This window comes from Helcobacillus sp. ACRRO, assembly GCF_022347125.1.
GTDB classification, from domain to species: Bacteria; Actinomycetota; Actinomycetes; order Actinomycetales; family Dermabacteraceae; genus Helcobacillus; species Helcobacillus massiliensis.
This window is the reverse complement of sequence record NZ_JAKRNG010000006.1, coordinates 1-14618: the sequence shown is the minus strand read 5'-3', so window position 1 is coordinate 14618 and position 14618 is coordinate 1. Positions and strand designations below refer to the sequence as shown.

Sequence of the window (14618 nt, the reverse complement as noted above, 5' to 3'; positions counted from 1 at the left end):
GACATCCGTCGGCCGGGATGGGGACCTACCAGCGCTCCACCCGCCGGCCCGCTCCCCCGGCGCGTCGCTCACCGGCGCGGCCCGCACGCCCCGCGAGGCGACCGATCAGCCGGCGCGCACGCTCCCCCGTCGCGCCGACGCCGCGGTCGCGCAGCACATCCACCCCCGCGGGGATGCCGTTGCGGTCCGAGGTGGCCTCCGCGCGGTGCCGCAGGATCGGGCGGGCGGCTGCGGCGGACCGGCCGAAGTCGGGCAGGCGCACGGTGCTCTGCTTCTGCACCGGGGCGCCGTGGCGGATGCGCGCCGCGGGCAGCATCTCGTCCACACGGGTCCTCACCTGCTCCGCGCCCTGCCGCACGGCATCCTGCGCGGGAGCGGGCACGTGAGGGGCCGACGGCATCTGCTGCTCCTCGGCCCGGGCCGCCTTCTGGATCCGGCGCTCCTCCTGCGCGAGAGCACGGCGGGCCATCGTGCGGTGCTCCGCGTCCTGCACGTCCAGCCGCTGCGCCCACTGGGTGCGGGTCCCCGTCGGCGGCACGATCGCGGTGAAGTCCACCGGGCGGCGCGCATACCAGTGGGCCGGGCCCACCAGCACCGTCACCGCCTGCCGATGCAGCACGATCCCCATCGCGATGAACGCGAGCAGCGCCAGCGGCACCATGACCACCGGCTGCGTGAGCAGCGCATCGAGCGTCGCCCGGCCCGACCACCCCAACGGGCCGCGCAGCACCAGCAGCGCCACCAGGAGCGCCCCGCCGAGGCCGACGGATGCCGCCGCAGCGATCCACGACGCCGCGAACCGGTTCGGCAGCAGCCGCAGCAGGCCCGCATACGCCGCCGTGCTCGCTGCGACCCACCCGGCGAGCGACACAGCGGCCAGCAGGACGAGCGGCAGCGGGTAGCCGACCAGGTCGGAGGAGGAGTCGTACCCGGCGGCGATGAGCCACAGCAGCGGCTCCTCCATCATCAGCATCAGCGGGAACACCACGAGCGCGGCCACCCACGCACCCCGGATCACCGCTTCGAGCGCGCGAAGCGGCATCTGTGGACCGATGTGCAGATCCACGTGGGCGAGGTCCGCGGCGAGGACATGAGCGGCGCGGGGGTCATCGACACCGAGGACCGCGCGCGCCCGGTCCGAGCGCGCCGCGTCCGTCAGGGCGACTGTGCGCAGCGCCCCCACGCTCTGGATCCCCAGCAGCCTCGGCACCGGCACGGCGGCGCGCAGCAGGCCGTACGCGCAGGAGCCCGCCACCACCATCCACATCAGCAGGAACGGCCGGTGGGCCGCAAAGTAGTCCCAGCCGGCGTCGCCGAGCCTGCCCGGCACGAGCAGCAGGAACGGCACGGTCAGCAGCAGCGGCGCCAGCACAACGGCCGCGATCCGTCCCGCCACAGCCTGCTGGAACGCTGCCTCGGTGCCGTACGCGCGGGGCCGGACCCGCGCCGCCAGCAGCAGACCCGCCGGCACCATGACTGCGGAGACCACCGCTCCGAGAGCGGCGAGCCCTCCGGCCAGCAGCACGGTGGTGACGAAGCCGGAGGGGAATGTGCCCAAGCCGGTGTGATCGCGGGTGATGGTGCCGATGGCGGCGGTGCCGGCGAACACGCCGCCGAACCCGGCAAGGAGCGACCCCACGATGAACAGCGGCCAGACGAACGCGCCGAGCAGAGCGGCGGTGACGTAGAGGCCGACGGGTGCCTGCCTGACGAACGCCCGAGGCGATTCGGCGAGGATCTCACTGGGCAGGTCGATGTGCCGACTCTCGGGGCGCAGCGGCGCGAGTCGGCCGGGGGCCTCGGTGGGGTGGGGTGTCGGCATCGTGTCCATGCTTCGACACTACGCAGATCATGCGCGGCGCGGCATGGGTCCCGGTGGGGAGTTCGGCCCCGCGGACCGTTCAGCTCGGCCGGGAAGGCTCAGATCGAGCGGCGGCCGAGGAAGGCGCGGCCGAGCGTCATCTCGTCGGCGTAGTCGAGGTCTCCGCCCACCGGCAGCCCGGAAGCGAGGCGCGTGACCTTCACATCCTGCGCGCCGAGCATGCGCGCCAGGTACGAGGAGGTCGCTTCGCCTTCGATGTTGGGGTCGAGCGCGAGGATGACCTCGTCGGTCTCGCCCTTTGCGATGCGCTGCATGAGCTCGGAGATGCGCAGGTCGTCGGGACCGACACCGCCGATCGGGTCGATGGCGCCGCCGAGCACGTGGTAGCGGCCGCGGAATTCGCGCAGGCGTTCGATCGCGAACACGTCCTTGGACTCTTCGACCACGCAGATGATGTCGTTGGAGCGCCGGGCATCGGAGCAGATGCGACAGATCTCGGTCTCGGAGATGCCACCGCAGATCTCGCAGAAGCGGACCTTCTCCTTCACCTCGATGAGGACATCGGCGAGGCGGCGCACGCTCTCCTCGTCGCGGTCGAGCAGGTGGAAAGCAATGCGCTGCGCTGACTTGGGGCCGATGCCGGGCAGCGTCCCGAGCTCATCGACCAGATCCTGAACCACACCTTCGAACACGCGCCCCACTCTACCGGGGTGGGTGGGGCCCCGGGAGGCTGGCGGCCGGGCAGGCGGGCGGCCACAGGCTAGTGGCCGGGCAGCCAGGCAAGCAGGCGGGCGGGCTCACTTGTACGGGACTTCGCCGGAGAAGTCGATCTTGTTCGTGGCGTCGTTCCACGTGTACGTGGAGACGTAGTCCCTGCCGTCCTCTTCCATGTACGTGACGGTGATGGACGACGGGCTGTTCCGGTCGATCCGGTACCATCCGGTCTGCGCCTTGCCGGTGGTGGTGCCGATGTACGTGCCCTTGTGGAACAGCATGATCTGCGAGGCCGCGAACTCGGCGTCAGCGTCCGACGCGAGCGTCGCATAGGACAGCGGCAGGTTCGGATCGTACCCGTGGGAATTCGTCAGCCACCCTTGGAAGGATCCGTTTTCGGGCTGCTTCACCTTGCTGAACCCACGCTTCACTTCGGCGGGCGCGCCGTCGAGGCCGTCAGCGGCCGGGCCGTTCCCAGCAGGGCCGGGGTCCGGATTGTTGGTGGATGGCTGCTGCGCGGGCTGCTGCGCGGGGGCGCTCTGGTTGTTCTGCGCCTTCGGCTTCGGCGCTGCGGAGGACGGCGCAGCCGTCGGCGACGGTGCGGCGCTGGTGCTCTCCGCCGGGGTGGCCGACGGGGTCGCGCTTGCCGATTCGCTCGCGGTCTCACTGGGCGACGCGCTGTCGTCCGCGGTGGGCGACTCGCTGGGCGATGCGCTCGGCGAGCTGTCCTGGGCCGCCGTCTCCTTGCCGGTGAAGGTCGGAGAGGCGTCAGGATCGGACCCGCTGAACTGGTCGATCATGCCGCAACCGGCGATCAGAGCAGCCGACGCGACCGCGGCGGTGGCGGCGGCAACAGCGCGAGTGGCCCGAGTGGTCACAGATGTGCGGAACGTTCGATTCGTCCCCATGGCTGGACCGTACCCGGCACCGAGTCTCCGGGGGCCATTTCGTTATCTTTTTATGACCGGTTCCACCGGGCGTGACCAAAGCTCCGGATGTGTCGGCCCGTCGGCGCGTCTGCCCCCTCGGTGACGGGGCATGGGAGGGCGCCTGCCGGGGTTCAGGTGACACCCGAATCCGTCGGTCCTGCGCCGATAGTGTGGTGCGCAACTGCGGCGCGCCCGCGCCCCATGGAAGGAAGCTCATGCCCCAGTCCCCCGCACCGTTCGAGTCGGTGACCGTGCTCGCTCCCGAAGCGGAGCCGATCGCCGTGGTGAAGCAGACCGGTCTCGCGTTCGCTGACCTGCCCGCTCTGATGGATGCCGTGTTCACGCACCTCATGCCGACGCTCGCCGCCCAGGGTGTGGAGCTCGTCGGCGCACCCCTGTCCTATTACACGCGCCTGGAGCCGTCGGGCATCGACGTGCAGGTCGGGTTTCCGATCGCTGAGGAGTCGACCGCGGCGCTGTCGGAGCCTCTGCAGCTGGCGGACACGGAGTACACCGTGGAGCTCTCGCACTTGCCGGAGTCGCGGGTCGCGGCGCACACCTACATGGGTGGGTACGACGGCCTCGGCGGGGCATGGCAGTCGTTCCTCGGGCAGGTGGCGGAGCGCGGCCTGGTGCCGACGAAGCACTTCTGGGAGGTCTACGTCACCGAGCCGACGGCCGACGGGGACCCGGCGCTGAACCGCACAGACCTCTTCATTGCGCTGGACAACGACGAGGACGGCGAACCGGACGACCTCGTCGCCTGACCTGCTCGTGAGCTCAGACATCGGCTGCGCCACCGGGCGCGGTGGTCAGTAGGCGTCGGTGTTCTTCGTCTCGTCGATGACTTCGAGGACTTCGCCGCCGAGGATCTGTTCCACGATGTCGCGGCCGGGCCGACGTGACGTGGAGGGACCGGTGGCGTCGGCGTCGTCGCGGGACGCGCCGCCGAACGGGTCGTCGTCGATCGGGGCGGCGGCGCTGCTGACCGACGGGTTCCCCGCATCAGCGATGCCGGGGCCGCGGCCGCGGGCGTTCGCGAGGTTCTGTCGGGCGGCGGCGCGAGCGAGGTCGGCGCCGGACAGCGGGCGGCCCTGCTGGCCGGCGGCGGGGCCCACCTGCGTGGCGGCCGGAGCCGAGCTAGGACCGGAGGTCGAGCCGGGCGCAGAGGGCGGCTCGGCTGCGGGCGGCTGCGCAACAACGGCATCGCCCCAGGAGGCGGGTTCGGGCGAGGCAGCACCGGTGCCGGCGGAGGTGTCGCCGAAGGGAGCGGGGCCAGGGTCGGCGGCGGGGCTTGCGGGGCCCGCTGGGGGCGCGTCCTGTGCGTCGGCATCGGCCTGCGCTCCGGCATCGTCGGATCCGATCACGAGTGTCGCCGACGGGGCGAAGTCCGCTCCGTACGCCTCGCGCATGGCGGCGACGAGTTCGCCCTGGCCGTGGGTGCGCGGCTCGTCCTCCCCCGGCTGCGGCGGGAGGCTCACCGGGTCGATCGCTGCGGGCTTCGCCGGGGCCGGGCGCTCATCTGCGCCTCGTGATGCGGGCGCCTGCGCGGCATTCTGCTGCGCGGCAGCGGAGGCGCCTCGCTCGGAGGGGGCGGCGTAGCCGTCGTCGGCGGGGAAGTCGTCGTGGTAGGGGTCGAACGGGGGCTCCTCGTCGATGAAGGAGTCCTCACCGGCTGACCCCTGGGGCGCCGGCGGCGCCGACGGGGCGGGAGTCGACTGGGCAGACGCGTTCGCAGTGGGGGCAACGGACTCATGATCCGCGGCTCGTGGCGACGGGGATGCGTCGCCGGCTGCGTCGCCCCACTGTGCGGGTGCAGCAGAGGTTGCCGACGGGGCGGCGGACTGCACTGGTGCTGGCTCTGCCGCCTTCGCTGGCACTGACGCCTGCTGCGGAGGCGCTGCCTCGCTCGGCGGGCGGTTGACCACGACGTCACCCCAGCCACCATCATCGCCCGCCTGCGGAGATGCCGACTGCGCCCCACCGCTACTCGACGCGTTCTGCGAGCCCGGTCCAGTGCCAGCGGCACCCGTCGGCCCGCCGCCCTGCCCCTGCGGTCCGCGACCAGCCTGCTGCCCGCCCCGGTGCATTCCACCCTGGTTCGGGCCACCCTGCCCCTGCGGGCCGCCGGCTGCGGGCCCGCCGCTCGGGTCGCTAGCCGCCGGGCCGCCCGCCGCCGGGCGTCCGGCACTACCCGATGGGGGCATCTCTCCCCCGGCCGTGGCCTCCACGGTCACGTCGAGGTGGGTGATCTTCTTGACCGCTTCGGCCATGTTCTGCTGCGCGGTCCCGCGGTAGAACGCTGCCACCAGGCCGGTGGAGCGGAACGCGAGGACGAGCTGAGTGCCGTCGAACGAATGCACGGTGCCGTTCTGCGCGATCAGCGCCCAGGACGGCCGACGGATCGACTGCAGCTGGTCCATGATCGCCGACCAATGCTGCTCGATGCGCTCCGCCCCGCCGGGTGCAGAGCCGCCCTCGGCGGGAGGCTGCGCGGCACTCGGCTGCTGCGCCGACTGCTGGGCAGCGCTCGGCTGCACGGCGCTGGCCTGAACAGCACTGGGCTGCACGGCGCTGGCCTGGCGAGCGCTCGGCTGGGATGTGCTCTGCTCGGCAGGGCGCTGACCGTTCGCGCCGGTCGATGCGGCCTGCTGGCCGCCGCCCTGGCCGTTCTGCTGCGCCGGCGCGGACTGGCCGCTCGACGGGGAGATCGCCTGAGCCCCTCCCCCGCCGGGCTGAGCGACAGGTCCCCAATCATCAGCATCCGCGGCCGGGGCGGGCGCCGCGGACTGGGCAGGCGCCGCGGAGGGGGCGGAAGGTGCGGGCGCCGCGGACTGGGCAGGCAGGGCTGACCGGGCGGGCGCCTGCGGCGGCGCGCCGCCCGGCATCTGCTGCTCCGCCTGCGCCCGACGGTTCCGCGACGCCTCCGCCTGCGCACGCGCCACCTGCATCGCACGCTCCCGTGCCGACCCGCCCGAGCCGGCACCCGTCGGCCCCTGCGAGCCACCCGCCGCACCGGCACCGCCAGCGCGACCGGCCGCGGACCCGCCCGCAGCGGCACCCGTCGGCCCCTGAGCATGACCCGCCTGCGGCGCCGCCTGACCGCGCAGCATCAGCTTCGCCGCCAGCAGCTCCAGGTGCAGCCGCGGCGCCGTAGCCCCCGACATCGCATCCAGCGCCGCCGAGACGATCTCCGCGCAGTCCGTCAGCTCCCGCGGCTGGAACCGCTGCGCCTGCTCCATCAGCGCCTCCAGCTGGTCCACCGGCACATCCGGCAGCAGCTCCGCCGCATGGTCCGGCGCCGCCGTCAGCACGATCAGGTCGCGGAAGCGCGCCAACAGGTCCTCCACGAACCCGCGCGGCTCATGGCCCGAGCCGATCACCTCATCGATCGCCGTGAACAGTGCGTTCGCATCCGTCTCAGCGATCGCGAGGGTCGCCCGGTTCATCAGCTCGATATCGGTGAAGCCGAGCAGCGCCGCCGCCAGCTCCACATCCAGACCCCGCTCGTCCGACCCCGCCATCAGCTGGTCCAGCACCGACAGGGTGTCGCGGGCGCTGCCGCCGCCCGCACGGATCACGAGGGAGAGCACGCCCTCGCCCACCGGCACGTTCTCCTGCCGGCAGATCTCCTCCAGGTACGGCAGCAGGACCTGCGGCGGGATCAGCCGGAACGGGTAGTGGTGGGTGCGCGACCGGATCGTGCCGATGACCTTGTCCGGCTCCGTGGTCGCGAAGATGAACTTCACATGCTCCGGCGGTTCCTCCACCAGCTTCAGCAGCGCGTTGAACCCCGCCGAGGTGACCATGTGGGCCTCGTCGATGATGAACACTTTGAACCGGTCCCGCACCGGCGCGAACGAGGCGCGTTCGCGCAGTTCGCGCGCATCGTCCACACCGCCGTGGCTGGCCGCGTCGATCTCCACCACGTCGAGGCTGCCGGCGCCGTCCCGGGCCAGGTCACGGCACGAATCGCAGGTGCCGCAGGGAGTGTCCGTGGGGCCCTCCGCGCAGTTCAGACAGCGCGCCAGGATCCTGGCTGAGGTGGTCTTGCCGCAGCCGCGCGGCCCGGAGAAGAGGTAGGCATGGCCGACGCGGTTCGCGCGCAGCGCGCGGCGCAGCGGTTCGGTCACATGGTCCTGGCCGATGACCTCGGCGAAGGATTCCGGACGGAGACGACGATACAGAGCAGTAGTAGCCACCGCTCCAGCGTAGTTCAGGGCCGGGCCCGCGCCGCCCGGGTTGTGGATCACCAGCAGGACCAGCCGGTGGGTACGAAACGACCCCTCATGCACCTGCCAGAGCTCTCCTGCCCTTGCTGCCGTCAAGCCCTGGGGGATTCAGAAAGATGACACCGCATGAGGGGTCGCTCCCACTGTACACAGTGAGGGCCCTCCAGTCGAAAGGAGCGCGGCGCAGTTCACGCGCCGCGGCCCATGCCGCTGGCGGTCGCGCCGCTGCCCGTTCTGCCGGGGATCGCGCCGCTCAGGCCGGCGAGGTCAGCGCAGGTGCTCCGCCAGGAACGGATCCACCACGGCGAAGAAGCCCTCCGGCTGGTCTTGGCGGACCCCATGACCGGCGTTCGGAACCTCCGCCACCTCGACCAGCTCATTGCCGATCACTTCGAGCTCGCGGCGCTGCTCCGCGCCCACGAGGACCTCACTGGTATCCGAGGTGATGACCATCGTGGGGACCTTCAGCGCAGCGGCGACGTCCTGCCACGGCGTGGACGGCGCCACCTGGCCGAGCCGCACCAGCTCCGGGTCGGTCCGCAGCCACGACAGCACCGACACGACCGCATCCTCCGGGGCGCGCTGCGGCCGCTGCTCGACCAGCTCCTTCACCACGGCGCCCGGATCCTTCCGCGCACGCACGAGGTCATCCGACGCGCCGCGCGGGCCCCGCTCGCGGTACCCGTCGGCCTGCTCCTCGGTCAGCCAGGCGGGGTCCTCCAGCACCGCGCAGGCGACCTTCTCGGGGCCGACGCGGACGGCGACCTCGGCCATGACGGCGCCGCCCATGGAGTGGCCGATCAGGCCGACGGGGCCGTGGGATGCGGCGATCTCCTTTACCAGGTCGATCATCGTGTCGACCGCGGCGTCGGGTGCCGCAGCGCGCTTGAGGTCGTCGGCGCTGAAGCGGGGGGACGAGCCGTGGCCGAGCATGTCGACCGTGATCACGCGGTAGCCGGCGGCGGCGAGGTGAACGGTCTGGCCGTGGAGGGCGGCGGAGCTGCCGGTGACGCCGTGGACCGTGACGAGGGTGGGACCCGCCGCGGGCCCGGTGACGGTGTAGGAGAGGCGTCGATCAGAGCTGAGGAGGCCGACGGAGGCCGCGGAGCGAGTGGTGTCCATGCGGCGGATTGTCCCAACGCGCCCTTGGGGAGCGATCACGAACCGATAACGAATAGGTAACACTTACCCATGGCCGACAATCCTGGCTGGACGCAGATTGTTGAACAGGGCACACTAGCCGGGATCCCTATGGGGTGACCCAAGCCACAACGGAGTCTTGGCTCGCACCCCCTTCTCCTCGGAGGACACTCAATGGAACCACTCATCTCCTGGTTGAACGACGTCATCTGGTCGGACTACCTGGTCTACCTGTGCCTGCTCGCAGGCCTCTACTTCACCATCCGGACCCTGTTCCTGCAGGTGCTGCACCTGCCGGACATGTTCACCTCGATGGCCCGCGGCGCGAAGTCGCCCGACGGCATCTCCTCGTTCCAGTCCCTGATGCTGTCACTGGCCGGCCGAGTCGGCATGGGCAACATCGGCGGCGTGGCCACCGCCATCGCCTTCGGCGGCCCCGGTGCCGTGTTCTGGATGTGGGCCGTGGCGTTCCTCGGCTCCGCCACCTCGTTCGTGGAGTCCACCCTCGGCCAGATCTACAAGGAGAAGGACCAGGACACCGGTGAGTACCGCGGCGGCCCCGCCTACTTCATCGAGAAGTCCTTCGCCCACACCAAAGCCAGCGGCATCTTCAAGGTGTACGCGATCGTCTTCGCGATCATCACCATCCTCGCCATGAGCTTCTTCCTTCCGGGCGTGCAGGCCAACGGCGTCTCCCAGGCCGTCGACCAGGCCTGGGGCATCAGCCCGTGGATCTCCGCGATCGTCCTGGCAGGCGTCCTCGCCGCCATCGTGTTCGGCGGCATCAAGCGCATCGCCACCTTCGCCGGCATGGCTGTGCCGTTCATGGCCGTCCTCTACATCCTCGCCGCGATCATCGTCATGATCGTGAACTTCCAGCAGATCCCCGAGGTCTTCGGGCTCATCTTCCGCTCCGCCTTCGACGCCGAGGCTGCGTTCTCCGGGATGATCGGCGCCGCCATCGCCTGGGGCGTGAAGCGCGGCATCTACTCGAACGAGGCCGGTCAGGGCACCGGCCCGCACGCCGCTGCAGCCTCCGAGGTGTCCCACCCGGCAAAGCAGGGCTTCGTGCAGTCCTTCGCGGTCTACGTGGACACCCTGTTCGTGTGCTCCGCGACGGCGTTCATGATCATCTCCACCGGTGCGTACAACGTGTACCGCGACGAATCGATCGAGGGCGCCGTGGTGCACAACGGCAAGAACATGCCGATCGACCAGGAGCCCGGCCCCGCCTACGTGCAGTCCGGTCTGGACAGCCTGGCGCCCGGCTTCGGCCCCACCTTCGTGGCCATCGCCATCGCCCTGTTCTGCTTCACCACCGTGCTCGCCTACTACTACATGGCGGAGACCAACTTCACCTACATGAACCGGTACGTGAAGAACCCCGCTGTGCGCCGCGGCATCATCTGGTTCCTGCGCATCCTGATCTGCATCTCCGTCATCTACGGCGCAGTCTCCACCTCGGGCGCAGCCTGGGCCCTCGGCGACATCGGCGTGGGCAGCATGGCCTGGCTGAACATCGTCGCAGTGCTCATCATGCAGGGCCCGGCACTCAAGGCACTGAAGGACTACCGCGCCCAGAAGAAGGCCGGCAAGCTGTTCGAGGACATCACCTTCGACCCGCGCGCCCTCGGCATCGCCGGTGCGACCTTCTGGGAGAACCGCATCGACGGCATCACCGACCGCGAAACCGTCGGCCACGAAGCCGTCGACCACGAAGCCGTCGGCAAGCCGACCGGCGACACCACGCTCGACGAGCGTCGCTGACGGCCCGCACACCAGCTCCGCTCGGAGCATCGAAGCGCCCGGCTCACTGCCCCCGCAGTGGACCGGGCGCTTCACTTTCCCCGTCGGCCACCAACCCGCCCCCGTCAGCCGCCCACCATGTGAACACTCTGGTCTCGAACTGCCACGTTTCGCATACTTATTCCTCTGATCAGCAATCCACAGAAGGCAGACATGGCACGTCCATCCACCTCAACCCCGACGGAGGCAGCCGACCGCGGCGCCTTCTCGGGCCGCACCGCGTTCATCTTCGCGGCCATCGGCTCGGCAGTGGGCCTCGGCAACATCTGGCGCTTCCCCTACACCGCCTACGACAACGGCGGCGGCGCGTTCATGATCCCCTACCTGATCGCCCTGCTCACCGCCGGCATCCCCCTGCTGTTCGTGGACTACGCCATCGGCCACCGCTGGCGCGGCTCCGCACCGCTGGCGTGGCGCCGCATGAACCGTCGCGCAGAAGCAGTCGGCTGGTGGCAGGTGCTCATCTGCGTGGTCATCGGTGCGTACTACGCAGCGATCCTCGCCTGGTCGCTCTGGTACACCCTGTTCTCCTTCACCAAGAAGTGGGGCTCGGACCCCGCCGCGTTCTTCGGCGAGTTCACCCAGGCCGACGCCCCTGAGACCGCCTCCATCACCTGGGACTTCGTCCCGGCGCTGCTCGGCGGCATTCTGCTCGTGTGGATTCTGGTCGCCGTGGTCCTCGCGCTCGGCGTGCACAAGGGCATCGCGCGCTCCTCCGCAGTGTTCATCCCCCTGCTGATCGTCATGTTCATCGTGCTGGTGATCCGCGCCGTCACCCTGAAGGGCGCCGAGGTGGGCCTCAACCAGCTGTTCCAGCCGGACTGGAGCGAGCTGACCAACGGCAGCGTCTGGGTCGCCGCCTACGGACAGATCTTCTTCTCCCTGTCCGTCGCGTTCGGCATCATGCTCACCTACGCCTCCTACCTGAAGAAGAAGACCGACCTGACCGGGTCCGGTCTCGTGGTGGGCTTCGCCAACTCCGGCTTCGAACTGCTCGCCGGCATCGGCGTGTTCGCCGCGCTCGGCTTCATGGCGACTGCCACCGGCCAGGGCGTCAACGACGTCGCCGCCGCCGGTGTGGGCCTGGCGTTCATCGCCTTCCCCGCGATCATCAATGAAGCACCCATGGGTGAGCTGGTGGGAGTGCTGTTCTTCGGCTCCCTCGTGCTGGCCGGCTTCACCTCCCTCATCTCGATCATCGAAGTGGTCGTCGCGGCAGTGCAGGACAAGCTCGGCCTCGGGCGCCTGAGCGGCACACTCGCCGTGGTGCTCCCGATGTCCGTGATCTCCGTGCTGCTGTTCTCCACCACCTCCGGCCTGAACCTGCTGGACGTGACGGACAAGTTCATCAACTCCTTCGGCATCGTCACCGCCGCACTGGTGGGCACCTTCCTGGTCGCCTTCGTGCTGAGGGCCCTGCCCACCCTGCGCGACCACCTGAACATGTACGGGACGTTCCGCGTGGGCAACTTCTGGCTGATCACAGTGGCGGCCGTGGCGCCGCTGATCCTGCTGAGCACCCTGTGGCTGGATGCCAGCGACATCCTGAAGAACGGGTACAACGGGATGCCCAGCTCGTTCGTCAACACGTTCGGCTGGGGCATGGCCGGCGCTGTCGTGGTGGTGGCAGTGCTGCTGAGCCTGCTGCCGTGGTCCGCGCGCTCCAACGCGCACCGTCTGGACTCCGACGGCGACCCCATCGCCGATCCCGCGATCCCCGACACCCGCCTTGAGGCGCCGCACGGCCACCGCTACCCGCAGGAGCTGCGCGCCGATGTCGCCGCGGTGCGGCAGGCGGACCCGGTGGACGTCCCCGCCGGTGCGGTGATCGCCGGATCGCATGCCCAGCCGGACAAGGTGGGCCCCGGTGGGATCGCCGTGGAGGCCGAAGGTGAGTCCTCGGCCGCTGACCTCGGCACCGGCCAGACCCATCGGGCCCCGCACCCCGGCACTGATGCCGACATCACCGACACTGCCGCGAAGGGAGACGCCCGATGAGCACCGGAGCCATTGTTCTGCTCGTTCTGTCCATGGTCCTGCTCTGGGGCGGCCTCGGCCTCGCCGTGCTGAACCTGATCCGCAACGAGGACTACTCCGCTGATCGGCACAACCCCGACACGGCTGATGCGCCTGCCGACCGTTCTCAGTCCCGCGGCGGTGCGGACTCCGTCGGGCGCGACCAGGAGGCCGACGGGCACGCAGCGCTCAACGGTTCCCACGCCGCCGACCGGTGACGGCTGGCCGTGACTGCTGACCGCTGACCATTGCGGCCGGCCGCTCACCGGTGACCAGACGCCGCTCACCGCGCACTGCACGCCACGAGTGTGACCTTCGCCCCCGCAAGGGGGCTGAGGATGCAGGCAACGGGAGCGTCCGCTAGGATGGAAGCCACTGCTCGCGAGCACATGTGTTCGCGGACAGCTCGAGGAGGATTCGCATAGCGGCCTAGTGCGCACGCCTGGAACGCGTGTTGGGTTAATAGCCCTCGGGGGTTCAAATCCCCCATCCTCCGCCGAGCAGAAGAGCCCCGATCTCACGATCGGGGCTCTTCTCGTTTCCACGCCGAACGGCTCTGCCGTTCCCGCGCCGGAGCTGCAGCACCCAGCACGCCTCACGGACAGATTCCGCGACGAAACCGCCTCTCAGTGGCATCTGACTGCCCGAACGGCCGATTCTGTCGCGGTTCTTGTTCGGCCAGGCCCAACACGACCGAGCCCATCGAGCCGCGGCGTGCACTTTCCGACCAAAATTCCACCGATCCGGCCATTTTCGCGGCCGAACGGGCAATCTGCTCCAACTTTTGTACGGCGCTGCACCCGCCCGCAGCATCTCGCGCCCTTTGCACGACCACCGACGCCCCGCACCCGCGCTCAGGCTGGGCCCGTCACCTCACTTCGCGCGGAACCCTGCGATGTACGGGTCGTGGTCGGAGAACGCCGTCGCATCCGGGCGGTAGAAGTCCTCCCCCACCGTGCGGTACTGCGCGTACTGCAGCAGCGGCGACTGCACCGAGTTGATGTTCCAGACGTCGGCGCCGGTCATGCGGGCCGCGAGCGACGGCGAGAGAAGCAAGTGGTCCAACGAGCCGACCTGCCCGCCGAACACGTAGGAGAACTCGCCGGTCGCAGCCGGACGGTAGTGCGCGCCGTACAGGACGTGCATCGGGTCCTCCTGCGCGTAGGAGTTGAAGTCGCCGAGCATCGCGATGTCGGCAGAGCCGGAGTCCCGCACCAGCTGCGGCGTCCAGTCCACGAGGGCCTGCGCCTGTTCGATCCGGGCGGCGTTCCAGTTGCCCTGGCCGTCGCCCTGGTCCTTGTTCGGGCCGGCCTTCGGTGCGGAGCCCTTGGACTTGAAGTGGTTCACGACCACGGTGGTGGGCACGGCCTTCTTGCCGCTCTTGACTGCAGTGAAGGTGGCGGCGATGGGAGTGCGCGCGTTGTGGAAGGCGCCGTTGTCGCCGGCTTCCTCGTCGAGGGCCTGCACGTGGCCGGTGGGGCGCGCCTCGGCGGGCTGGTAGATGATCGCGTTGGTGATGAAGTCCTGGTCCTCGATCGCCGGCAGCTCGGAGTCGGGGATCTCGATGTAGTCCCATTTCGCGTAGCCGGCGTCCTTGTTGAGGGCGGCAACGAGGTTCTTCGTCGCTTCGTCCTTGCCCTCACCGAGCTTGGCGGAGTTCTCCATCTCCATCAGGCCCACCACGGAGGCGTCGAGACGGTTGATGGCGGCGACGGTCTTCGCCTGCTGGCGGTGGAGGTCGTCGCGGTCGAACACGCCTCGCACGTCGCAGGGGTTCCCGGCGACGTTGTTGGTGCCGTCGGTGGAGTAGTTGCCGCCCTTGCAGCCGAGTTCATCGCCGGTGGTGGTGAAGTAGTTCAGGACGTTGAACGAGGCGATGCTGATCTGCCCTCCGGGCTTCGGGACGGGGTGGGCGCGGCCGTGGAAGCGGGCGGGTTCGTCGCCGTCGGTGATGGGGCG

10 protein-coding genes, 1 tRNA gene and 1 other RNA gene are annotated in these 14618 nt (G+C 70.1%); 5 read left to right on the top strand and 7 right to left on the bottom strand.

The features are described 5' to 3' along the window. Positions 1 to 25 precede the first annotated feature (25 nt). The 3 genes from MHY20_RS03375 to MHY20_RS03365 form a co-directional block, all read right to left on the bottom strand. Positions 26 to 1831 carry a hypothetical protein gene (locus MHY20_RS03375; RefSeq protein ID WP_239374770.1) on the bottom strand — a complete coding sequence of 602 codons (1806 nt, stop codon included), beginning with the start codon at positions 1829 to 1831 and terminating at the stop codon, positions 26 to 28. An 89-nt stretch (positions 1832 to 1920) separates the two neighbouring features. Continuing rightward, positions 1921 to 2514: a recombination mediator RecR gene (gene recR, locus MHY20_RS03370; protein ID WP_183376383.1), complete on the bottom strand. Its 594-nt coding sequence runs from the start codon at positions 2512 to 2514 to the stop codon at positions 1921 to 1923. 105 nt (positions 2515 to 2619) lie between these two features. Next, on the bottom strand, positions 2620 to 3444 hold the full coding sequence (locus MHY20_RS03365) for an LppP/LprE family lipoprotein (RefSeq protein WP_239374767.1): 825 nt from the start codon (positions 3442 to 3444) through the stop codon (positions 2620 to 2622). Positions 3445 to 3680: 236 nt separating this feature from the next. Here MHY20_RS03365 and MHY20_RS03360 point away from each other — a divergent pair, with 236 nt between their 5' ends. After that, a complete protein-coding gene (locus MHY20_RS03360; RefSeq protein ID WP_239374765.1) occupies positions 3681 to 4232 on the top strand; it encodes an AraC family transcriptional regulator in 552 nt (183 codons plus the stop codon). A 45-nt stretch (positions 4233 to 4277) separates the two neighbouring features. Here the strand turns inward: MHY20_RS03360 and MHY20_RS03355 are convergent, their stop codons facing one another. The 3 genes from MHY20_RS03355 to MHY20_RS03345 form a co-directional block, all read right to left on the bottom strand. Beyond that, positions 4278 to 7667, bottom strand: a complete 3390-nt coding sequence (locus MHY20_RS03355) for a DNA polymerase III subunit gamma and tau (protein WP_239374762.1) — start codon at positions 7665 to 7667, stop codon at positions 4278 to 4280. Between the two features lie 73 nt (positions 7668 to 7740). After that, positions 7741 to 7836, bottom strand: an RNA gene (gene ffs, locus MHY20_RS03350) — signal recognition particle sRNA small type. A gap of 128 nt (positions 7837 to 7964) precedes the next feature. Next, positions 7965 to 8819 carry an alpha/beta hydrolase gene (locus tag MHY20_RS03345; protein WP_239374759.1) on the bottom strand — a complete coding sequence of 285 codons (855 nt, stop codon included), beginning with the start codon at positions 8817 to 8819 and terminating at the stop codon, positions 7965 to 7967. Between the two features lie 192 nt (positions 8820 to 9011). Here MHY20_RS03345 and MHY20_RS03340 point away from each other — a divergent pair, with 192 nt between their 5' ends. The 4 genes from MHY20_RS03340 to MHY20_RS03325 all read left to right on the top strand — a co-directional run bounded on the left by MHY20_RS03340 (position 9012) and on the right by MHY20_RS03325 (position 13155). After that, a complete protein-coding gene (locus MHY20_RS03340) occupies positions 9012 to 10604 on the top strand; it encodes an alanine/glycine:cation symporter family protein (RefSeq protein WP_239374756.1) in 1593 nt (530 codons plus the stop codon). A 192-nt stretch (positions 10605 to 10796) separates the two neighbouring features. Next, positions 10797 to 12641 carry a sodium-dependent transporter gene (locus MHY20_RS03335; protein ID WP_239374753.1) on the top strand — a complete coding sequence of 615 codons (1845 nt, stop codon included), beginning with the start codon at positions 10797 to 10799 and terminating at the stop codon, positions 12639 to 12641. After that, positions 12638 to 12877 (top strand): methionine/alanine import family NSS transporter small subunit, encoded by a 240-nt coding sequence (locus tag MHY20_RS03330; protein WP_183376369.1) that lies wholly within the window; start codon positions 12638 to 12640, stop codon positions 12875 to 12877. Before MHY20_RS03335 ends, MHY20_RS03330 begins: the two co-directional genes overlap by 4 nt. Before the next feature lie 192 nt (positions 12878 to 13069). Further along, a tRNA-Ser gene (locus MHY20_RS03325) sits at positions 13070 to 13155 on the top strand. A gap of 377 nt (positions 13156 to 13532) precedes the next feature. On the opposite strand, the gene MHY20_RS03320 is transcribed toward MHY20_RS03325, so the two are convergent. Continuing rightward, the coding region (locus tag MHY20_RS03320) for an ExeM/NucH family extracellular endonuclease (protein WP_239374751.1) at positions 13533 to 14618 on the bottom strand (1086 nt) is incomplete at its 5' end.